We start from the raw sequence: 20,501 nt of genomic DNA, 5'->3' as shown, positions 1-20,501 counted from the left end.
TGCGCCGCCACTAGCCGGGAGTCGCACATGCGCATGCTGAATCCCCCACACCCCGGTGCTTTCGTGAAGACCGAGGTGATCGAACCCCACCGGCTGACCGTCGCTGCCGCCGCGAAGGTGCTCGGAGTGTCCCGACCGGCGCTTTCCACATTTCTGAATGGTCGGTCGAGCCTGTCCGGCATCATGGCCCTACGGATCGAGAAGGCGTTCGGGGTGAAGATGGACACGCTCATGCGGATGCAGGCCTCCTACGACATCGCCCGCACCCGGCAGCGGGAAGGCGAGGTCAACGTCGAACCCTATCGTCCGTCCGCACCCACGCTCTAATTCAATCATCCTCTGCCCAAGGACTCCAGCTCATGAAGACCGTCTCCAGTTTCGAAATCACCGGCTGGGATCCTGTGCCCGACGCTGATGAAGGCGAAGGCCCCTTCCTCTCTGAAGCGCGCGTCTCAAAGCGCTACCAGGGTGATCTGGATGGAGAGGGCCGCGTGCGGCTGCTCATGTGCCGTGCCAGCACCGAAGGCCCGCTGGAGAACGCGGGCTACATCGCGTCCGAACAGGTCTCGGGCACGCTCGGGGGCCGCGAAGGCACGTTCGTGCTCCATCACTGGGGCATAGCCGAGGCCGGCGCTCCGCCGCGCACCGACGGCCACGTGGTGCCGGGGTCCGGAACGGGTGAGCTGGCGGGCCTGTCGGGCACAATGGAGATCCACGTGGATGCGGACGGCAAGCATGCGCTGGCCCTGGACTACCAAATCGGTTAGCGGCCGTTTGCTTGTAGCATCCTCCGTCGCTCCGGTAGCTTGACCCGGCCGATCCCCGCTCCCGAATCCACAGGAAATGCCACCGTGAAGCGCCTCCGCCTCAAGCCGTTTCTGCTCGTCACGACGCTCTCTGCCGTCGCTCCCGCTCTGACCCCCCTCGCCTCCACTCTCCACGCCCAGACACCCGTCGTCCTCGACTCGGCCTTCCTGGCCGGCTACTCGTGGCGCAACCTCGGTCCCGACCGCGGCGGCCGTTCCATCGCGGTCAGCGGCGTCAAGGGGCGCCCGCAGGAGGCCTATTTCGGCGCGACCGGGGGCGGCCTCTGGAAGACCGTCGACGGCGGCGAGGAATGGTTCCCGGTGACGGACTTCAAGATCACGTCGGCTTCGGTCGGCGCGGTTGCCGTCGCCGAAACCGACCCCGATCTCGTCTTCATCGGCACGGGCGAGACCTGCATTCGCGGCAACATCCTGCCCGGGGACGGCGTCTACCGGAGCCGCGACGGGGGCGAGACCTGGGAGCACATCGGCTTCCACGAATCGGACGGGATTTCCAAGATCCGCATCCATCCCACCGATCCGGACATCGTCTATGTGGCGTCGTTCGGAAAGTACGGCGTGCCAAGCGAGGAGCGGGGCGTCTTCCGGAGCACCGACGGCGGCGACAGCTGGGAGCGGGTGCTCTTCCGCGACGAGCGCACCGGCGCCATCGACCTCGCGATCGACCGCAACAACCCCGACGTGCTCTACGCGTCGCTCTGGGAGGCCTTCCGCAAGGAGTACACGATGTCCTCCGGCGGGCCGGGCAGCGGCATGTTCAAAAGCGTCGACGGCGGGAGCACGTGGACCGAGATGACCCGCAATCCGGGGATGCCGCCCGAGGGCGTCGTGGGCCGGATCGGGGTGGCGGTCTCGAGCGCCAATTCGAACCGGGTCTACGCCCTCTTCGAGCACGACGACGGGGGCCTCTTCCGCTCGGACGACGCGGGCGCGACCTGGGAGCTCGTCAACGACGAGCGGCGAATCCGGCAGCGGGCGTTCTATTACACGCACGTCTTCACGGACCATCACGACGAGGACGTGGTGTACGTGCAGAACACCTCGCTCTTCCGCTCCACCGACGGCGGCGCCACCTACGAAGTCATCAACAACGGCACCCACGTCGACTTCCACGACTTCTGGATCGACCCCGACGATCCCGCGCACGTCGTGGTGGCCAACGACGGCGGCGGCGCGGTGAGCTTCACCACCGGGAGCGACTGGACCGACCAGGAGTTTTCCACCGCGCAGTTCTACCACGGCGTTACCACGGCGCACGTCCCGTGGCACATCTGCGGGTCGCAGCACGACAACAGCACGCTCTGCCTGCCGTCAGACTGGAACGCGGGTAGCTTCGAGCAAGCCCTCGCGGCAGCCGCGAATGCGGACGACGCCGACACCGCCGCAGCCGCAGCCGCGGACGCGCGGGCCCCCGCGATCACCGAGGGCTCGATGGGCGTGCACTACGTGGCCGGGGGCGGAGAACCGGGCTATATCGCGCCCGACCCGAAGGACCTCGACGTCTTCTTCTCGGGCACCAACAACGGCCGCTACATCGACCGGTTCAACCGGCGCCTGGGCACCTCGCGCGAGGTCAATCCCTACCCCTGGTTCTACTCCGGGGAGCCGGCCCTGGACATGGTCGAGCGTTGGCAGTGGACCTTTCCCATCATCTTTTCGCCCATCGATCCCGACGTCTTGTACGCGTCGTCGAACCGGCTATGGCGGACCACCGACGGCGGCACCAACTGGGACGTGCTGAGCCCCGACCTCACCCGCGCCGACCCCATGACGCTGGGACGTTCCGGCGGGCCCATCACCGGCGACATGAACGGCCCCGAGGTCTATGCGACGATCTTCGCCGTGGGTCCCGGCAAGGTCGACATCGACGTGATCTGGACGGGTTCCGATGACGGGCTCGTGCACGTGACGCGCGACGGGGGCGAGAACTGGACCGACGTGACGCCCCCCGACATGCCGGACTTCGGGCGCGTGAGCCTCATCGACGCCTCGGCGTTCGACGCAGGGCGGGCTTACGTTTCGGCCCGTCGCGCTCTACTCGATGATTTTCGGCCCCACGTATGGAAAACCGATGATTTTGGGGCGACCTGGACCCGAATCGTTGACGGAATCCGGGACGACGCCTACGTGAACTCGATCCGCGAGGACCCGAACCGGGCGGGGCTGCTGTACGCCGGCACCAACCACGGCGTCTACATCTCATTTGACGACGGCGGTTCCTGGCAGGAGCTGAACCCGGGCCTCCCCGACATCCCAATCACCGACGTGATCCCCGAGCACGACGAGTTGGCGATGGCGAGCCACGGGCGCGGCTTCTGGGTCCTCGACCACATCGCGCCGCTGCGGCAGATCCAGCCGGGGACGACGGGGCGCGACTTGGTGCTGTTCGAGCCCGCGGCCGCGTATCGTTCCGCGAACGGGGTGGTGCTCTCGTGGTGGCTCGCCGATGAACCGGGGGATGCGACGCTCGAGATCGTGGACGCGTCGGGCGATGTGGTGCGCACGTTCGAGCCCGCCGTGGAAGGCGAGGAGCGGGATCGCTGGGCGGGTCCGGCGCTGCCTTTGGAGGCGGGGCTGAACCGGCTGCGCTGGGACCTGCGCACGGATCCGCCGGCGACCTTCCCGGGGATGATCCTCTGGGGCGTGCGTACGATGGCGCCCGCGGTCCTGCCGGGCATGTACACGGCGCGGCTCACCGTTGGCAACCGCAGCGAGACCACCGAGGTGGAGGTCCGCCCCCACCCGTGGATCACCGACGTGACCGAGGAGGATCTGGTCGCCCAGTACGAGTTCGGCGTCGAGATCCGGGACCGGGTGCACCAGGCCAACTCGGCCGTGATCGCGATCCGGAACGTGAAGGCGCAATTGGACGAGCGGCTGGAGGCGTCGGACGATGAGCGGCTGGCCGGCGCGGGCGAGCGGCTGCGGGAGAGCGCGTCGGCGGTGGAAGCGGACATCTACCAGGTGCGCAACCAGTCCAACCAGGATCCCCTCAACTTCCCCATCAGGGTGAACAACCGCCTGGCCAACCTGCTGTCGATGTCCGAGCAGGGCGACGGGCGCCCCGGAAGCGGCATGTACGCGGTCTACGAGATCATGGTGGAGCGGCTCGACGGTCACCTGACCCGGCTCCAGGCCGTCTGGGCGGACGAGTTGGCCGAGGTCAACGCCGAGTTGAGGCGGCTGGGGATGGAGGAGATCGAGGTGGAGACGGCGGCGGGGCTGGTGTCGTGAGGCGTGAGGAACTGTGCAGGCGCCCTATGCCGTGAAACGCGTCATAGCAGTCGATTGGTCCGGAGCGAAGGCCGGGGCGCGATCCAAGATCTGGCTTGCCGAGGTTCGAGGCGGACGCCTCACGCGGCTGGAGTCGGGACGTGATCGTCAGGAAGTAGTCACGCATCTGATCGAGGATGCCAATGCGCACCCCGATGTTGTCATTGGCCTTGACTTCGCGTTTTCGTTTCCCAGCTGGTTTGCTGAGCGAGAGGGCGCGAAGTCGAGCGAGGACGTTTGGAAGCTCGTTGCCAGGCACGGCGAGGAATGGCTGCGCGATTGCCCGCCCCCGTTCTGGGGGAGACCTGGAAGAAAGAAACCGACCGGGCTTGAGCTCCTTCGGAAGACGGAGAAGCAAGCGTCTGACCTGGAGAGTTCGTTTCCGAAGAGCGTCTTCCAGATTGGCGGCGCGGGCGCGGTCGGCACGGGCTCGATCCGAGGGATACCTCACGTGGCGGCACTCCGGCGGGAAGGCTTCTCGATTTGGCCCTTTCACGAGGTCAAGTCGCCCCTGGTGATCGAGATCTATCCGCGGCTGCTCACGGGGCCGGTGAACAAGTCCGACTATTCCGCGCGCAAGGAGTCGCTGGCGCGCCGCTTTTTCGAGATCGATGACGTGCTCGCAGGCAAGGCGGCTTCGTCGGAGGATGCCTTCGACGCGGCGATTTCCGCCGTGGTCATGGCCCGCCACCTGGACGAGCTCTCCGCGCTCACCGCATCCCGGGATCCGGCCGAACTTCTCGAGGGAAAAATGTGGTGGCCGCGCGAAGTCCGAGAGACTCCCACAAGTGCGCCGGCCAAAGCCGCCCCTCCGGCCGATTGTCCCTTCTGCCACCTCGCCGCGGACTCCGTCGTCGCCGAGTCGCGGCATGCCATCGCCATCCGGGACCGGTATCCCGTCAGCAGCGGGCATACGCTCGTAATCCCCAAGGCTCACGCTGAGGCCTTCTTCGACCAGAGCGCCGAAGCCCAGGCGGACATCTGGCGCCTCGTGGCCAGGGTGCGGCATGAGTTGCAGTCAGAGTCCGAACCCGACGGCTTCACAGTAGGCCTCAACGAAGGGACGGCGGCGGGCCAGACTGTGGACCACGCGCATGTACACGTCATTCCCCGCTTCGAAGGCGATGTGGAAGACCCGAGAGGCGGCATTCGCTGGGTCGTGCCCGAGCGCGCCGCGTACTGGGACGAATGAACGAGCCGCGACCGCCAACGGCCGAAGGGCAACTCGCATTCCTGCGTTCGCTCCAGCGGCTTCTGGACGAGGGCAGCTTCGTCTCCAGCTACAAGTTTGCGCTGCTGCACGCCATCGCGGACCTGTGCCTGGTCAGGGGCGACGATAGTGGCCATGAGCTGGAACTATCCACTGCCGAGATCGCCGGACAGTTTGTCCGACTCTACTGGCCCCAGGTCGCTCCGTTCGTCGCCGGTAGCGACTCGGGGATCCTCAGTCAGAACACGGGCCGACAGGCGGCAATCGTGCGCGAATTGGCGGAGCGCCACAACCGATACCAAGGCTCTCTGGCCGATCTGGAGAGAAGTCCCTCGGACTGGGGCGCCCTGCGGCGCAAGGTTGAGCAGACGGTAAGGAAGATGCCGCTCTGGAAGCTGCAGACGGTCGGGTCCGAACGCCTGGAGTTCCTCTACAGGAATCTGGACGCCGGTGGAACCGTTCGGCTCGAACCCGGAGTCGCATACTGCTTTCGGGCCTTCTATCCGATGATCACCGACATGATCGAGGGAGCATGGTCCCACTTCGTCCAGCGGCGCAACCCTCGCCTTCTGGGCCAGGTCGTGGACCTGCGGTCGTTCCTGTTCGGATCGCAACGCAGCTCACTCGCCGTGTACCGTCCCCTGCTCCGGGAAGTGCAGCGGGGCCGACGCTTCTACTGCGAACGCGACATCAGGTCGCGGGCCGATGTCGACCACTTCATCCCATGGAGGCTGTACTCGCTGGACCTTGGCCACAACTTCGTACTGGCCCACCAGGGGTGTAACTCGAGCAAGTCGGACCTGCTCGCCGCGGAAGAGCACCTCGAACGATGGACCGAGCGGAATCGTATCTGCCGGGACGAACTGCGTGATGGCTTCGACGAGCTGAAGGTGCTGCATGATTGGCCCGCGACTCGTCGGATCGCACGCTGGGCCTACGGTCAGGCCCACCATGCGGGGCGGCAGGTATGGGTTCAGGCGAAAGAACTGAGGCCGCTGTCGGACGGCTGGCGAAGGATTCTGTCCGCGGCGTGATGGCGCCGCCGTAAGAAAGATTCAAGGCGTTTACTTTCGTTAGCGTCTTCGTTGGAAAGGACTAACGAAAAGTTCCGGCCCTTCGCTTTTCTTGGAATCCCGCCAAGGAAGAAAGTTTTCCTAAGCGGACCCCTCCGCTCCCGACCCCATCACGGATCCCGTGCCAGCGACCTGAGCAGCCCGGCCATCATGAACAGCAGCACGACGCTCACGGGCAGGGCGGCGGCTATGGCTGCGGTCTGCAGGGCCTGGAGGCCGTCGGCAAGCAGGAGTACGGCGGCCACCGCCCCCACGCCGAGTCCCCAGACGATGCGGAAGCGCCGCGGGGGATGAGCGTCGCCCATGCTCAGGAAGGTGGTGATGACAAGGGTGCCGGAGTCGGACGACGTGACGAACCAGGTCGCCAGCAGGAGGGTGGCCATGGCGGACATGGCCCAGGCGAGCCAGCCGGCGTCGGTCATCTGGCCGATGGTCGCGTAAAGCGCGGCTTCGTAGTTTGCCGCCCGAACCAGTTCCATGATCCCGGCGGTCCCCACGCCGCCCGCGGCGTTGAGTTCCAGATGCAGGGCGTTGCCGCCGAAAACCCCGAACCACAGGAGCCCCAGGCCGGTCGGGACGAACAGCACCCCCAGGATGAACTCGCGCAACGTGCGCCCGCGGGAGATGCGGGCGATGAACGTGCCGACGAAGGGCGCCCAGGAGATCCACCATCCCCAATAGAAGATCGTCCAGGCGTTCTGCCAGGCGGCCTCGTCCGGAGTGTCGGCGATCCAGAATCCCATGGGCACCACGTGCCACAGGTACGCGCCGACGGAGGTGGCGACGAATTCGACGAGCCACGTGAAGGGGCCCAGGAACAGGAAGCACCCGAGCAGGAGGATGCTCAGGACGATGTTCCATTCGGACAGCATGCGGATCCCGCGCCTCACGCCGGATACCGCCGACAATGTTGCCGCCAGCGAGATGGCGGCGATGAGGCCGACCTGCGTGACGACACCCGGATCCACGTCGAACAGCACGTTGAGTCCGGTGGCCATCTGGCTCGCCCCGAGGCCCAGGGAGGTCGCGATGCCGAAGACCCCGCCGAACACCGCCAGCAGGTCCACCAGGTCACCGATCGGGCCGTAGATTCGGTCGCCGATAAGCGGGTAGAGAGCCGAGCGCAGGGTCAGCGGCAGCTTCTTGCGGAATCCGAAGTAGGCCAGGCACAGCCCGACTACGACGTACGCGGCCCATCCGTGTATGCCCCAATGGAAGTAGGTGACCCGCATCGCGTGCACGGCGCGCTGCTCGTCCGGCAACGCGGCGCCCGCCATGTCGGCGAATGGGTTGTTCGGGTAGCCCGCAGTCTGGCTGGTGTCGAAATAGAAGAGCGGTTCGGAAACCGAGAAGAAGAGCACCCCGATGCCGATTCCCGCCGAGAACAACATCGCGATCCAGGAGGACGTTCTGAACTCGGGTTCGGAGGCGTCGTCGCCGAGCCGGATCCTGCCGAACCGGCTGCACACCAGGAACAGGCAGGTGAAGGCGGCGGCGCAGACGGTCAGGATGTAGAACCAGTCGAGCGTGCCCTCGATCCAGTCGCGGATGCGGCCGAAGACGGCGCCGGCGGCTTCCACGTCCCGAACCGTGGCGAGGACGAAGACCAGAACGACGCCCTTGGCGGCCAGCGCCATCGCGGGATTGAGCCCCTTCCACAGCCCGCCGCGCGCCGTGGCTCGTCGGTGCCGCTCGCTCTCCATGGGTCGATGGCCGACTCGCTCACCTCGGGAAGATCGGCGCGCTGCGCGATATCGGCATGAGGCTGCTGCCGGTCGCCGGACAGCAATATAGGTTGGGGCTGGTGGCGCAAACCAACCCGACCCTCGGAAAGGCGCGGTGAACACATGGCGACTTCAGCAACAGGACATGCAACGCATTCGCATACGGCACAAGCGGCTCGCCGGCGGGCGCTCCTCGGCGGACTCGCGGCGGTCACGGCCGTGCTCGCGGCGTGCGAGAGCGCCCCGGCCCCCGACGACCCGTTTCTCACACGCGCTGAACGCTCGGACTATCGCGAGACCAGCTCCCACGCCGATGTCGTGCACTTCCTGCAGCGCGCGGCCGCTAGTTCGCCGTCGGTCCACTACACCACGTTCGGCTATACCAACGAGGGGCGGGCGCTTCCCCTGGCGGTAGTGGGCGACGTCGCGGATGCAAGCCCTGCCTCGATCCGGGCTTCCGGCAGGACGGTGGTCTATCTCCAGGGCAACATCCACGCCGGCGAGGTGTGCGGGAAGGAGGCGCTCCAGATGCTGCTCCGGGACATCATGGCCGGCCGCCACAGCGCATGGCGCGAGTCGATGGTCCTGCTCATCGGGCCCATCTATAACGCGGACGGCAATGAGCGGGTGACCCTCACCAACCGCGGCCGCCAGTACGGGCCCTTCGGGGGGATGGGGCAGCGGCCAAACGCCCAGGGCTATGACCTGAACCGCGATCACATGAAGCTCGACTCGCCCGAGGCGCGGTCGGTGGCGCGGCTCTTCAGCGAATACGATCCGCATGTGGCCGTCGATCTGCATACGACGAACGGGACGCAGCACGCCTACCATCTCACGTACTCGCCGCCGCTCCACCCCAACACGCCGGCCGGAATCGACGACTTCCTGCGGGAGGGACTCCTTCCGCACGTGACCGGGGAGATCCGGGACAAGCACGGCTGGGAGTACTACTACTACGGCAACGCGTTCGCGCCCGGCGGGGGCGAGCCCGGCTGGTACACCTTCGACCACCGCCCGCGCTTCAACAACAACTACATCGGCCTGCGCAACCGGATCGCGATCCTGAGCGAGGCCTACTCCTACGCGTCCTTCGAGGAGCGGGTGCTCGCGACGCTGTATTTCGTCGAAGAGATCCTTGACTACGTCCACGGGCACGCGGACGAGGTCCGGAGCATCGTCGCGGAGGCCGATGCCGCCGCGCTGGTGGGCGAAACGCTGGCGCTCCGCGCCGTGCCCGAGCGGTCGGCCGCGCCGGTCGACATCCTCATGGGCGCAACGATCGAGGAGACGCACCCGCTCACCGGACGCCCGCTGCTCCTGCGCGCCGATACCCAGTACGTCGCGCCGATGTACGAGTACGGGACGTTTGCGCCGACGGTGCGGGAGCGCGTACCGGAGGCCTACCTGGTTCCCGCGGATCTGGAGGACGTCCTGACGCGGCTCGCAGCGCACGGCGTCGCCCTGGAGCCGGCCGGGACGACACCGCTGGATGTGGAGCAGTTCCGCATCGATTCGGTGCAGACGGCCGCACAGCCGTTCCAGGGCCGCAACGAGCAGACCATCTTCGGGGGCTACGAGCAGGCCCGGGTCACCCCGGCCGCAGGCGACATGCTGGCGCGGGTCGACCAGCCGCTGGGTCGCCTGCTGTTCACCCTGCTGGAGCCGCAGTCCGACGACGGCTTCGCGAACTGGGGATTCCTCGCGGACCGGCTGAGCGCCGGGGAAGTGTATCCGATTCTGCGGGTGCCGGGGGGGTAACGCAGGCGCGCTACACCCCCTCCCACCCCTCCTTCGCGCGCCTCAGCAGCAACTCTCCCTGTGCCCGATCGCGCTTCGGGACCACGTGGCAGCCGCGGCAGCGCGCCTCGTAGGACTCGGCGCCGCCTACCTTGATTGTCGGGCCCTCCGCGGGCGCCGGCTTGCCGTCAATGAGGCGCTGATTCCGGGTCGCCGGATCGCCGCACACGACGCAGATGGCATTCAGCTTGTCGATCCGTTCCGCGCGCGCCAGCAGCAGGCCCATGGGACCGAAGGGCTCGCCGCGGAAGTCCATGTCGGTTCCGGCCACGATCACGCGCATCCCCGCGTCCGCCAGCGCATCGACAACCCCGCAGATGCCGTCATCCAGGAACTGGGCCTCGTCGATGGCGAGGACCTGCGTCTCCGGACGGACCTTCTCGGCGAGTTGCACGGAGTTGGAGACGGGCTCGGCGTCGATCTGGCGGCCGTCGTGCGACGAGATGCGGAACTGGCCGCCGTAGCGGTCGTCCAGGTGCGACTTGAAGAGCTGCACCCGCCTTCCGGCGATGAGCGCGCGCCGCACGCGCCGGATCAGCTCCTCGGACTTGCCGCTGAACATGACGCCGGCGACGACCTCTACCCATCCGTGTCTCGCCCCGTGGAGCATGGCTCTTCCCTGCGGGCTAAAGAGCCAGTGGGACGAGCGTTGACCTGCGAATCACGGCGTCCCGCGTGACGAGCGGGATTCCGTGGACGACGCTGGTCGCCGCGATGATCTCGTCGGCCGGATCGCCCCTGAAATCCAGACGGGCCGAGGCGCGGGCCACTGCCAGATCGATCGGCCACGAGCGGATGCGACTCAGGGCCCGGACCACGTCCCGGTCGTCGAGGTCCACCCCGACCCGGCCCAGTTGGTTGAGCTTCGCGATCTCCCAGAAGACGATGGAGGAGACCGACCACTGCGTTTCGGCGAGCAATTGCCGCTCGCTTTCGGCCAGTTCTCCGCGCAGGGCGTAGATGAGGATATGCGTGTCGAGGTTCAGCACTCCGCGTCCCAGCGAATCCCCGTGGACATGATATCCCCCCGGATCTCGAGCTTGTCCCGCAGACTGCCGATCAGGCTGGCCGAGTCCCGATCGTAGGGCAACACCCGCGCGACCGGTCTGCCTCGCTTGGTGATCACCAGGCCGTCAGGACCGAGCCGATCCAGCAACGCGAGGCACTGCTCCTTGAATCGCGCCGCGCCGATCCTCCGGGGCGGCGCCGTGCTCTCCTGCGCCTTCGGGTGTGTCTTCATGGCTTCATCCTCCTAGCATGATATGGACATATTATATGACCAGTCACCAGTGATGTCCAGTTCATCCCAGAACGCCGTAGGCGCCGTCGAGAATCAGACGAACGGACACGTACAGGCCGAACATCGGAATCAACACCCAGACGGCGTTGAGCCCGAGCACGTAGACGAAGAGTTCACGCCTGGTGAGGCGGGTGTGCTTCCGGGCCATGAAGAAGCTGACCCAGTAGAGCGACGACGCGTAGACCCACTGCCAGAAGAGCATCGCCCCGATGATCCCGGCCACGATGGCGGACAGAGATTCGAGGGTATACGCCGCGTACAGGAGCAATGTCGGAATGGGCGTCACGAACCCGTTGCCGACGTCTGCAGCGAAGCCGAAGCTGCCGCGCTCCTCGTACGCCGAATCGATCATCGAGTACGTCGCCCAGACGTCGGCCCAGACCGTCGGCGACAGGATCCGGCGCAGCGGAACCCTGGCGGTCAGGAATTCGACCGCCGGGGTGCGGCCGGTTTCACGCCGCCATTGGCGCCAATGCTGCGCGCGCGCCGCGACATGGTCCCTGCGGAAGAACAGGCACATCTCCCAGTAGCAGATCAGGAGATTGGTCGAGAAGAACACACTGAACAGGCAATGGATGGCGTTCACGTCCCCGTGGACGTAGTAGCGGGTACCGATGCCGAGCAGCGCCAGCAGGCCGATCACCACCGCGATGAGCAGTCCCACGGGGATCCCCGAACCGCTCATCCGTGTGCCCTGGTCCGCAGCTTCCCGATCGGAGTTGTGTCCGGCCATCGCCTGTGATCCTGGTTGGCCCGCAATCCTCGGCGAACTCGACACCATACGTCATGACAGTAGATTCATCCATGCCAACCCACTGGGCCATCGACCTCGGCACCTCCAACACGACCATCTGCGAGGACCGCTCGGGCCGGCCGCACATCCTCAACCTGCCGGACCTCGCGAAGCTCGAACCCGTCACTCAGACGCCCGTCATGCCGTCCTGCGTATGCGTCATGGACGGGGAGGGCGACAAGGTCCTGATCGGCCAGGAAGCCGTCACCTACAACTGGGACGGGCAGGCGGCGGGCTTCGCGCGCGGCTTCAAGCGCCATCTCGGGATGGAGAGCGGCCGCGCCATGGCGCGCGTGGGCGGGAGGAGCTTCACCGCCCAGGATATCGCTTCGCTCTTCCTCCGCCAGGTCATCCACACGCTCGAGGCGCGCTTCGACGAAGAGGTCGCCGATATCACCATCGCCACGCCCAGCGGCTTCTACGAGACGTACCGGGCCGAACTGCAGGCGATCGTCCGGGGCCTGAAGCGGCGCGGCTGGTGGGAGCGCGTCTGGGCGCGCCTGCGGGGCCGGCCGACCGGGGTCGTGTTCCGGACGCTCGACGAACCCGTCGCGGCCGCGCTCGGCTACGGGGTGGACGTCGGACGCCCCACCACCCTGGTGGCCTTCGACTTCGGGGGCGGATCGATGGAGGCCGCCGTGGTCCGCACTCACGGCGCGCGGACGATGGAGACCGGGCGGGCGGAGGTCCTGGCGAAGCAGGCCGTGGAACTCGGCGGCGACGATGTCGACGGCTGGATTCTGGAGCGGTTCGTGCCCTCGGCGCTGCACGACTGGCCCGAGTGGGAGGTGGCGCTCCGGTGGGAGGCCGAGCGCGTGAAGCTGCTCGCGAGCGCCGGGAGCGAGGGCGACTTCACCTTCCGCAACGAGTCGTTCGGCACGCTTGACTATGACGTGCTGCACGACATTCTCGCCGAGAACGGGCTGTACGCGCGCATGCGGGAACTCCTGGACGCCCTGCTCACCGAACTCCGCACCCGGCACGGCGTCCCGCGGGACGAGATCGACGACGTGATCCTTGAGGGCGGATCCACCCTGCTTCCCGAAGTACGCAATGTCGTGGGCGACGTGCTCGGGCGGGAGAAGGTGCGGGAGTGGCTCCCCTTCGCGAGCGTCGCGCGGGGTGCGTGCATCTACGCGGGAGGCGCGCACGTCCAGGACTTCATCTACCACGACTACGCGCTTCGCCTGCTGCCCGACGATGGCGGAGAGGCCGAGTACGAGCTGCTGATCCCCGGCGGCACCTGCTTTCCGACGGCCGACAACTTCGTGACGCGCTATTACGCCCCCGGATTCGATGGTCAGCAGCACATCAACCTGTTCGTTTGCGAGGTGGGGCGGGTCGCCGGGCGTCCGGTCGAGTGGACCGAACGCCCGAACGGCTCGCGGTACTTCACGCCCCGGATCGCGGGCGAGCGGGCCTTCTGCCTGTGCCTCAACGAGGCCGATCCGGCGCTGCCGCTGAACCCGCCCGGCAGGGGCACGGCGCCCCGGCTGCGCGTCACCTACTCGGTTGACGAGAACCGCTGGCTGTGCGTTACCGTGCACGATCTGCTGCGCAAGACCGACCTCAAGGTCAAACACCCGGTGGTGCGATTGCGATGAGCTTCCTCAAGTCCCTCTTCGGGCCGAGCCGGAAGGAGATCTGGCAGCAGCTCTCGGGTGAGGTGGGCGGCCGTTTCCATGAAGGAGACCTCTTCACGCCTACCGCCGTCCAGGCTCGCGCCGACGACTGGATCATCACGCTCGATACCTTCACGGTGAGCACCGGCCAGTCGAGCCAGACCTACACCCGCCTCCGGGCTCCCTACTTCAATCCGGAAGGTTTCAGGTTCGAGATCTACCGCGCGAGCCTCTTCAGCGACCTGGGGAAGGGGCTGGGCATGCAGGACATCGAGGTTGGCCATCCCCGCTTCGACGAGGACTTCGTGATCAAGGGCAATGCGCCCGGACGCGTGCGGCGCTTCTTCGACAATGAAAAGATCCGCCGCCTCATCTCCGCCCAGCCGAAGATTCGACTCTCGGTCAAGGCCCACGAAGGATGGCGGAGCAAGTTCCCCGCGGGTGTGGACGAACTCCACTTCCAGTCGACCGGCGTCATCAAGGACCTGGCACGGCTGCGGACTCTCTTCGACCTCTTCGCCGAAGTCCTGCAGGAACTGTGTCACGAAGGCGAGGCCTATGAGGATGATGTGGAGATCCACATCCGGCGCCTGTCCGCGCCCGGGGGCGAGATCAAGGACAAGTACCTCCTGTGGGAGGGCGATGGACCCCGCCGCGATGCGGCAGCCGCGCTCGGACGGCTGGGGAATCCGGCAGCCGTTCCGGCCCTCTCGTCGGTCCTCCGGGACGAGGATGCGCTGCTCAGGGCCCGGGCGATCGAAGCACTCGCGGCGATTGGGCACACGGATGCGATCGGTCGCCTGATCCCCCTGCTGGGTGACACCCGGGACGCGGACGGCGAACCCGTTCAGCAGAGGGTTGCGGGGGCGTTGAGGCAGTTGGGCGCAGGGGATCGGGTCGACGTCGTCCTCGCGGCGCTCCGCGGCGATCTCGGGCCTCTCAAGGCCGACGACGGAGCGTACAGGGCGCAGATGGTCGCTGCCCTGGGGGGTGCGCTCGAGGGGCCCTCGGGGACGCACGCGGCCAACGCGCTCGCCGGGATCCACGCCGTGGAAGCGCTCCCCCGGCTCCGCGAAGTGCTGAGGAGGACCGGCTCACAGGAGGCTGCGGGGCCGGCGGTCGCGGCCGCGGTCAGGAGGCTCGAAGCCCGCGCTGCGCTCCCTCGTGCGGCCTCCGCAGCCGAGATGGGGCGCGACACGCTGCCCAGGTCCGCGCGGGCCCCGGGGCCCGATTCCAGGACTCTGCCCCGTGGTTCTCGCGCGCCGTCCGATCAGGATCCGCGAAACCGAATTGACCGGACGCCACGGGAAGACTAGTCATCAGTATTGCTCGGTCCCGACGGGCTCAGGTGGGCCGGTCGGGCTTTGGACACGAGGCGATTCACGCAGGGGTGACAAAATGGGGGGTTCTGTGAAGGCGATACTCTGCACGATGGGGCTCGCGGCCGTCCTGGCCACGGGTATCGGGGCCCAGCAGGCGACCCGGACCCAGCCGATCGAGGGCATGCGCGACAACGGCACCGGATTCCACGCGCTGGTGGGGGCGCGGGTGGTGACCGGGCCGGGACAGGTCATGGACGACGCGACGATCGTGATCCGCGACGGCCTCATTCAGGAAGTCGGGGGCGGCGACGCGCCGGCGGGCGCGCGCGTCTGGGATCTCGAGGGGCTTACGGTATACCCGGGATTCATCGACGCGCACGCGGACCTGGGAATGGACGAGGTGCCGGAGGGCGGCGACGTCGGTCCCACGCACTGGAATCCGCAGGTGCGCGCGTGGTTCTCCACGACGCGGAACCTGCAGGATGACGCCGGCCGGCGCGCGGCGCTCCGCTCGCAGGGGTTCGGCGCGGCGCTGGCAGTCCCCAGCCAGGGCATCTTCCGGGGCACCGCCTCGCTGGTCACCCTCGGGGACGAGGGCGTGCGCGACCGGGTGCTGCGCCCCGACATCGCCCAGGCCATCGGCTTCCAGCGCTCCTTCGAGCTGGGCGGATCGTATCCCAACTCCGCCATGGGCACGATCTCGCTCATGAAGCAGACGTTCATGGACGCCGACTGGTACGAGCGCGCCTGGGACGCCTACGAGGCGAGCGGCCGTGCCTTCCTGCCCCCGGAGACGAGCGAGGCGCTGGCGGCGCTCGAAGACGCGACGGACGGCGATCAGCCGGTCATCTTCGAGACCGGCAGCGAGGAGGAATACCTGCGCGCGCATAATCTCGCGTCGGAGTTCGGGCTCGATGCGTGGTACCGGGGGAACGGCCTGGAATACAGGCTCATCGACGTGCTTCGGGGGCGCACCGAGCCCCTCATCGTTCCGCTCGATTTCCCGGACGCCCCGGACGTGGGCCATCCGGGGGCGGCGCTCGATGCCTCGCTCGCCGATCTGCGCCACTGGTATCTGGCGCCCACCAGCCCGGCGCAGCTGTCCGATGCCGGGGTCAGCTTCGCCATCACAACCGACGGCCTCTCGTCGCTGAACGAGTTCCTGCCCAATCTGCGGGTCGCGGTGGCGCGGGGGCTCGAGGCGGACGATGCGCTGGCGGCGCTCACCACCACGCCGGCCTCCTGGCTCGGCATCGATCGGACCCACGGGACCATCGCCGAGGGCAAGGTGGCCAACCTGATCGTGAGCGAGGGCGACCTCTTCGCCGAGGAGGCGACGGTCCGCGACGTATGGGTGCAGGGAAGGGTCTACGGCGTGACCCGCCCGGCCCAGATCGATCCGCGCGGAAGCTGGGAGATCGCCTCGGACGACGAGTGGGGCTTCCAAGCCGTTCTCGTCCTCGAGGGTCCGTTGAACCGGCTGCGCGGCTACCTCGATATCGCCAGCACCGGGCCCGACCTTCCGGGCGGCGCGCGGATCGACCTCGAATCGGCCACCGCGGTCGCGGAAACCGGCCGAATCGACGTCCGCTTCAACGGCGAGGTGCTCGGCTATCAGGGCATGGCGCTCCTGTCCGGTTCGGTGCGCGGCGACGATTTCTTCGGATGGACCTCGCTTCCCAATGGGGCGGACCCGTCCTTCCGCGGCATCCGCAGCGAACCCTTCGAGGGCCCGGCGCGCGGCACCGTCGCTATGGACGTGCCTGAAATCGACCTGCCCTTCATCCGGCCCATGATGGACTATGGGCGCACCTCGATCCCTGAACAGCCCGCCGCAGTCGTGGTGCGCAACGCGACGGTCTGGACCCAGGGGCCGCAGGGAATCATCGAAGGCGCCGACCTCCTGGTGCGCGCCGGAACGGTCGAGGCGGTCGGCATGGATCTCGACGCCCCGGGCGGCGCTGTGGAGATCGACGCGAGCGGCAAGCACGTCACGCCGGGGATGATCGATCCGCACATCCACTCGGGCGTGAGCGCCGTCAACGAGAGCGGCTTCGCGATCGTCCCCGAAGTGCGCATGGGCGACGTCGTGACCCACAACAACATCTGGATGTACCGGCAGGCGGCCGGCGGGCTCACCACCGCGCACATCAAGCACGGGTCCGCGAACCCGATCGGGGGCGAGAACGTCTTCGTGAAGATGCGCTGGGGCTTGCTGCCCGAGGATCTCAAGCTAGAGAACGCGCCCCGCACCGTGAAGTTCGCGCTGGGCGAGAACCCGAAGCGGCGTCAGGGCCGCTATCCCGACACCCGCATGGGGGTGCAGGAGATCATCCGCGACCACTTCATGGCCGCGCGCGACTACGAGCGCGAGTGGCAGCAGTGGGAGGAGAACCAGGAGGGATTGCCCCCGCGGCGCGACCTGCGCATGGAGGCCATCCTCGACATCCTGAACCAGGAACTGCTTATCTCGTCGCACGGCTATCGCGCTGACGAGTTCCTCGCGCTGGTTCGGCTGGCGGAGGAGTTCGGGTTCCGGGTCCAGACGCTGCAGCACGGGGTCGAGGCCTACAAGATCGCGCCCGAGCTCGCCGCGTCCGGGGTCGCAGCGGTCGTCTGGAGCGACTGGGGCGCCTTCAAGATGGAGGCCTACGACGCGACGGTGTACAACGCCCGCATCCTGATCGAGGCGGGAGTCGTGACCTCGCTGCACTCGGACAACAGCCAGATCGCCAGCCGCATGAACTGGGAGGCCGGCAAGCTCCTCCGCACCGGGCTCACCCCCGAGCAGGCGCTCTCGACCGTGACCAACCAGGCGGCGGAGGCCGTGGCGATCCACGACCAGGTCGGCTCGCTGGAAGCCGGCAAGGACGGCGACTTCGTGATCTGGAGCGGCAACCCGCTCTCACAGTTCTCGCGCGCCGAGCAGACATGGATCGATGGCCGCCGGTACTTCTCGCTCGAGGAGGACGCGGCGATGCGGGACCGGATCGAACAGGAACGCACGCAGCTCATCCAGGCCATCCTGTCCGTGGAGAACGGCGGCCAGAACGCTCAGATGGAGAGAAACTGATGACGACGACGGAGCGACGGGCGAGGAAGGGAACCTGGGCACGGGCGGGCAGAACCGCCTGCACGGCCTTGGCCCTATGGCTGTTAGCGCCGGCGGCCATCGAGGCCCAGGTGCGGATGACGGTGCCCCCGCAGGCCGAGCCGATGGCCTTGCAGGGGGCGACAATTCACACGGTGACCAGCGGTGTCATCGAGAACGGGACGATCCTCTTCGAGAACGGGGTGATCACCGCGGTCGGCGCCGATCTGGAGATTCCGGAAGGCACCCGAGTGGTGGACGCGACCGGAAAACACATCTATCCCGGGCTCATCGACGCCTACAGCACGGTGGGGATCGCAGAAATCGGGGCGGTCGGGGTGTCCAACGACATCAATGAACTGGGTGACTTCAACCCGAACGTGCGCGCGGACGTCGCCGTGAACGCCGAGAGCCGGCACATCGGCACGACCCGTTCGGCCGGCGTGCTCACCACGCTCACCACCCCCGACGGCGGCCTCGTCTCCGGCATGTCCTCGGCGATGGCCCTCGAGGGCTGGAGCTGGGAAGAGATGTCGATGCAGTCGGCCGCGGCGCTCAACGTGAACTGGCCCAACCCGAACCCCCGCCGCTTCGGTGGCTTCGGCGGGTTCGGCTTTGGTCAGCAGGAGGACCCTCCGAGCTACGAGGAGCAGGTCCAGCAGCTCAAGAGCTTCTTCGCCGAGGCGCGGGCCTATCGGGACGCGGTCGCTGCCGGCGAGGAGGTACGGAGCGACTCGCGCTATCTGGCGATGATGCCGGTCTTCGACGAGGAGCTTCCGGTTGTAGTCGCGGCCGACGGCGCGGCGCAGATCAACGACGCCGTCACCTGGGCGCAGGAGGAGAACCTCAGGATCGTCATCCGCGGCGGCAGTGACGCCATCCACGTGGCGGACCGCCTGGTCGCCGAGGACATCCCCGTCATCCTGACGTCGACAATGGCCGCCCCTGGGCGGGACTACGAGGGCTACGACGGCGCGTACTCGATGCCGGCGCGCCTGCACGCGGCGGGGGTGCGCTTCGCGATCTCGGGAGGGTCGGGATCGCTCTACTCGAACCGGCTGCCCTTCGAGGCGGGGGTGGCGGTTGCGTTCGGGCTGCCGGAGGACGAGGCGCTGAGGGCGGTGACCATCAACCCGGCGCAGTTCCTGGGGCTCGACGACCGGGTCGGCTCCCTGGAGCCGGGCAAGCAGGCGACCTTCCTCATCACGACGGGCACGCCGCTCGACATGACCAGCGACATCGAGCAGGCCTACATCCAGGGCCGCGAGCTCGACATGAACGACATCCAGAAGCACTTCTTCGAGAAGTACATGGAGAAGGTCCGGCAGTACATGCGGCGGGTGATCATGTAGCCTCGAACTGCCGGACTTGCCCGGCGTTCCCAATCACGGATCCGCACCCATGACCGTTACGCGCCCACGTCCTCCAGGCCGCCCCGTCTCCGTGGCATGGCTAACCACCCTGGTCCTTGTGACCGGGGTGGTGGCTGCCCTGGCGCCAACCCCCGCCACCGCTCAGCAGCCCGCCGCCGACCCGGCCGACGTCGCGTCGATCGACGCCATCATCACGGCCGTCTACGACGTCATCTCCGGCGACGCGGGCGTGGCCCGCGACTGGGACCGCTTCCGGTCGCTGTTCGTGCCGGGCGCGACCCTCAGCCCGATGGGACGTCCCGGCGGCGGGTCCACCTGGGCGCGCAGGGTGATCACCCCCGACGAGTACGCGGAGGTGGCCGGCGAGTCGCTCGAGGCCAACGGCTTCCACGAGGTGGAGATACACCGGTTGACCGAGGAGTACGGCGTCATCGCGCACGTGTTCAGCACCTACGAGTCGCGCAGGAGCGCGAGCGACCCGGAGCCGTTCACGCGCGGCATCAACTCCATTCAGTTGATGAACGACGGGTCGCGCTGGTGGGTGGTGTCGATCTTCTGGCTCGGCGAGGGACCCGACCACCCGATTCCGGCGAAGTACCTTCCGGGGGGTGGGGGGCGGCTGACCCGAGCATCGCCTTGTTGACGCTCCGCCGGTTCCCGGCGCACATTGCGTTCATGCGCCGCACCGTAGCCGTATTCGCCCTCGCGGCCCTGTGTTGGTCCCAGCTGGTCGCGCTCCGTTGTGACATGGGTGCGCCCGTGCCCATGCTCGAGGGCCACCAGCCCGCCCCGACCCACGCCGGCCACGACCACTTCTCCACCGAGGAGACGCCGGCGACCTCGCACGGGGAGCACGACGGTGACGGCGGCGGGTGCCTGATGATCCTGGCGGCCTGCAGCGCCGCCTCCGCGCGACCTGCGCAGACGGCCAACCTGGTTCGTCTGCCGGCCGTTTCCCTTCAGGCGAATCTCTACATCGCGCCCATCCCGGTCGCGGTGGCAATGGGCGTCGAAACGCCCCCACCTCGCCCCCTCGCCTGACCGTCCGCGCTCCGTTCGGGGCGCAACCCGTGAAGGCTCCCTGACTCGCGCACGC

The 20,501-nt window shown here is 67.6% G+C and carries 17 protein-coding genes and 1 pseudogene; 13 read left to right on the top strand and 5 right to left on the bottom strand.

From position 1 onward, the window contains the following. Positions 1 to 27 precede the first annotated feature (27 nt). The 5 genes from OXU32_10650 (at position 28) to OXU32_10630 (ending at position 6,344) form a co-directional block, all read left to right on the top strand. Entirely contained in the window at positions 28 to 327 is a 300-nt protein-coding gene (locus OXU32_10650) for a HigA family addiction module antitoxin (GenBank protein MDE0074405.1), read from the top strand. A 32-nt stretch (positions 328 to 359) separates the two neighbouring features. Beyond that, entirely contained in the window at positions 360 to 767 is a 408-nt protein-coding gene (locus OXU32_10645) for a DUF3224 domain-containing protein (GenBank protein MDE0074404.1), read from the top strand. An 84-nt stretch (positions 768 to 851) separates the two neighbouring features. Beyond that, complete coding sequence (locus tag OXU32_10640; GenBank protein ID MDE0074403.1) at positions 852 to 4,061, top strand: glycosyl hydrolase; 3,210 nt, start codon at positions 852 to 854, stop codon at positions 4,059 to 4,061. Positions 4,062 to 4,551: 490 nt separating this feature from the next. Then, positions 4,552 to 5,292 carry an HIT family protein gene (locus OXU32_10635; GenBank protein MDE0074402.1) on the top strand — a complete coding sequence of 247 codons (741 nt, stop codon included), beginning with the start codon at positions 4,552 to 4,554 and terminating at the stop codon, positions 5,290 to 5,292. Continuing rightward, positions 5,289 to 6,344: an HNH endonuclease gene (locus OXU32_10630; GenBank protein MDE0074401.1), complete on the top strand. Its 1,056-nt coding sequence runs from the start codon at positions 5,289 to 5,291 to the stop codon at positions 6,342 to 6,344. The genes OXU32_10635 and OXU32_10630 overlap by 4 nt, the downstream gene beginning before the upstream one ends. A 149-nt stretch (positions 6,345 to 6,493) precedes the next feature. On the opposite strand, the gene OXU32_10625 is transcribed toward OXU32_10630, so the two are convergent. Continuing rightward, the gene (locus OXU32_10625) at positions 6,494 to 8,086 is read right to left on the bottom strand and encodes a BCCT family transporter (protein MDE0074400.1); all 1,593 of its coding nucleotides are present in this window, start codon (positions 8,084 to 8,086) and stop codon (positions 6,494 to 6,496) included. Positions 8,087 to 8,230: 144 nt separating this feature from the next. On the opposite strand from OXU32_10625, the gene OXU32_10620 reads away from it, so the two are divergent. Beyond that, positions 8,231 to 9,865, top strand: coding sequence for a M14 family metallopeptidase (locus OXU32_10620; GenBank protein ID MDE0074399.1), 1,635 nt, complete (start codon positions 8,231 to 8,233; stop codon positions 9,863 to 9,865). A 10-nt stretch (positions 9,866 to 9,875) separates the two neighbouring features. Here the strand turns inward: OXU32_10620 and OXU32_10615 are convergent, their stop codons facing one another. The 4 genes from OXU32_10615 to OXU32_10600 form a co-directional block, all read right to left on the bottom strand. Beyond that, positions 9,876 to 10,514, bottom strand: a complete 639-nt coding sequence (locus tag OXU32_10615) for a thymidine kinase (GenBank protein MDE0074398.1) — start codon at positions 10,512 to 10,514, stop codon at positions 9,876 to 9,878. Positions 10,515 to 10,530: 16 nt separating this feature from the next. Then, on the bottom strand, positions 10,531 to 10,893 hold the full coding sequence (locus OXU32_10610; protein MDE0074397.1) for a type II toxin-antitoxin system VapC family toxin: 363 nt from the start codon (positions 10,891 to 10,893) through the stop codon (positions 10,531 to 10,533). Continuing rightward, a complete protein-coding gene (locus tag OXU32_10605) occupies positions 10,887 to 11,144 on the bottom strand; it encodes a type II toxin-antitoxin system prevent-host-death family antitoxin (GenBank protein MDE0074396.1) in 258 nt (85 codons plus the stop codon). The genes OXU32_10610 and OXU32_10605 overlap by 7 nt, the downstream gene beginning before the upstream one ends. Positions 11,145 to 11,205: 61 nt before the next feature. Next, positions 11,206 to 11,937: a hypothetical protein gene (locus tag OXU32_10600; protein MDE0074395.1), complete on the bottom strand. Its 732-nt coding sequence runs from the start codon at positions 11,935 to 11,937 to the stop codon at positions 11,206 to 11,208. A gap of 71 nt (positions 11,938 to 12,008) precedes the next feature. Between OXU32_10600 and OXU32_10595 the strand changes: the two genes are divergently transcribed. The 7 genes and pseudogenes from OXU32_10595 (at position 12,009) to OXU32_10565 (ending at position 20,446) form a co-directional block, all read left to right on the top strand. Then, positions 12,009 to 13,601 (top strand): Hsp70 family protein, encoded by a 1,593-nt coding sequence (locus OXU32_10595; protein ID MDE0074394.1) that lies wholly within the window; start codon positions 12,009 to 12,011, stop codon positions 13,599 to 13,601. After that, positions 13,598 to 14,197 (top strand): annotated as a pseudogene (locus OXU32_10590) (DUF3137 domain-containing protein). Before OXU32_10595 ends, OXU32_10590 begins: the two are co-directional and overlap by 4 nt. Further along, positions 14,189 to 14,935, top strand: coding sequence for a HEAT repeat domain-containing protein (locus tag OXU32_10585; GenBank protein MDE0074393.1), 747 nt, complete (start codon positions 14,189 to 14,191; stop codon positions 14,933 to 14,935). The pseudogene OXU32_10590 and the gene OXU32_10585 overlap by 9 nt, the downstream one beginning before the upstream one ends. A gap of 115 nt (positions 14,936 to 15,050) precedes the next feature. Further along, positions 15,051 to 18,014, top strand: a complete 2,964-nt coding sequence (locus tag OXU32_10580) for an amidohydrolase family protein (protein ID MDE0074392.1) — start codon at positions 15,051 to 15,053, stop codon at positions 18,012 to 18,014. Beyond that, entirely contained in the window at positions 18,014 to 19,384 is a 1,371-nt protein-coding gene (locus tag OXU32_10575; GenBank protein MDE0074391.1) for an amidohydrolase family protein, read from the top strand. Before OXU32_10580 ends, OXU32_10575 begins: the two co-directional genes overlap by 1 nt. Positions 19,385 to 19,433: 49 nt before the next feature. Then, positions 19,434 to 20,048, top strand: a complete 615-nt coding sequence (locus tag OXU32_10570; protein MDE0074390.1) for a hypothetical protein — start codon at positions 19,434 to 19,436, stop codon at positions 20,046 to 20,048. Further along, positions 20,042 to 20,446 (top strand): hypothetical protein, encoded by a 405-nt coding sequence (locus tag OXU32_10565; GenBank protein MDE0074389.1) that lies wholly within the window; start codon positions 20,042 to 20,044, stop codon positions 20,444 to 20,446. The genes OXU32_10570 and OXU32_10565 overlap by 7 nt, the downstream gene beginning before the upstream one ends. Positions 20,447 to 20,501: the final 55 nt, after the last annotated feature.

The sequence above is a fragment of the Gammaproteobacteria bacterium genome (assembly GCA_028819075.1).
GTDB lineage: Bacteria > Gemmatimonadota > Gemmatimonadetes > Longimicrobiales > Gaopeijiaceae > BD2-11.
Note: the sequence above shows the minus strand (reverse complement) of the source record. Positions and strands in the feature narration are given on the sequence as shown.

Bases quoted from the DNA above. Each gene is read 5' to 3' on its own strand.
- OXU32_10595 (MDE0074394.1), top strand. From the start codon at position 12,009: ATGCCAACCCACTGGGCCATCGACCTCGGCACCTCCAACACGACCATC.
- OXU32_10645 (MDE0074404.1), top strand. From the start codon at position 360: ATGAAGACCGTCTCCAGTTTCGAAATCACCGGCTGGGATCCTGTGCCC.
- OXU32_10570 (MDE0074390.1), top strand. From the start codon at position 19,434: ATGACCGTTACGCGCCCACGTCCTCCAGGCCGCCCCGTCTCCGTGGCA.
- OXU32_10650 (MDE0074405.1), top strand. From the start codon at position 28: ATGCGCATGCTGAATCCCCCACACCCCGGTGCTTTCGTGAAGACCGAG.
- OXU32_10575 (MDE0074391.1), top strand. From the start codon at position 18,014: ATGACGACGACGGAGCGACGGGCGAGGAAGGGAACCTGGGCACGGGCG.
- OXU32_10625 (MDE0074400.1), bottom strand. From the start codon at position 8,086: ATGGAGAGCGAGCGGCACCGACGAGCCACGGCGCGCGGCGGGCTGTGG.
- OXU32_10615 (MDE0074398.1), bottom strand. From the start codon at position 10,514: ATGCTCCACGGGGCGAGACACGGATGGGTAGAGGTCGTCGCCGGCGTC.
- OXU32_10605 (MDE0074396.1), bottom strand. From the start codon at position 11,144: ATGAAGACACACCCGAAGGCGCAGGAGAGCACGGCGCCGCCCCGGAGG.
- OXU32_10630 (MDE0074401.1), top strand. From the start codon at position 5,289: ATGAACGAGCCGCGACCGCCAACGGCCGAAGGGCAACTCGCATTCCTG.
- OXU32_10600 (MDE0074395.1), bottom strand. From the start codon at position 11,937: ATGGCCGGACACAACTCCGATCGGGAAGCTGCGGACCAGGGCACACGG.
- OXU32_10620 (MDE0074399.1), top strand. From the start codon at position 8,231: ATGGCGACTTCAGCAACAGGACATGCAACGCATTCGCATACGGCACAA.
- OXU32_10580 (MDE0074392.1), top strand. From the start codon at position 15,051: ATGGGGCTCGCGGCCGTCCTGGCCACGGGTATCGGGGCCCAGCAGGCG.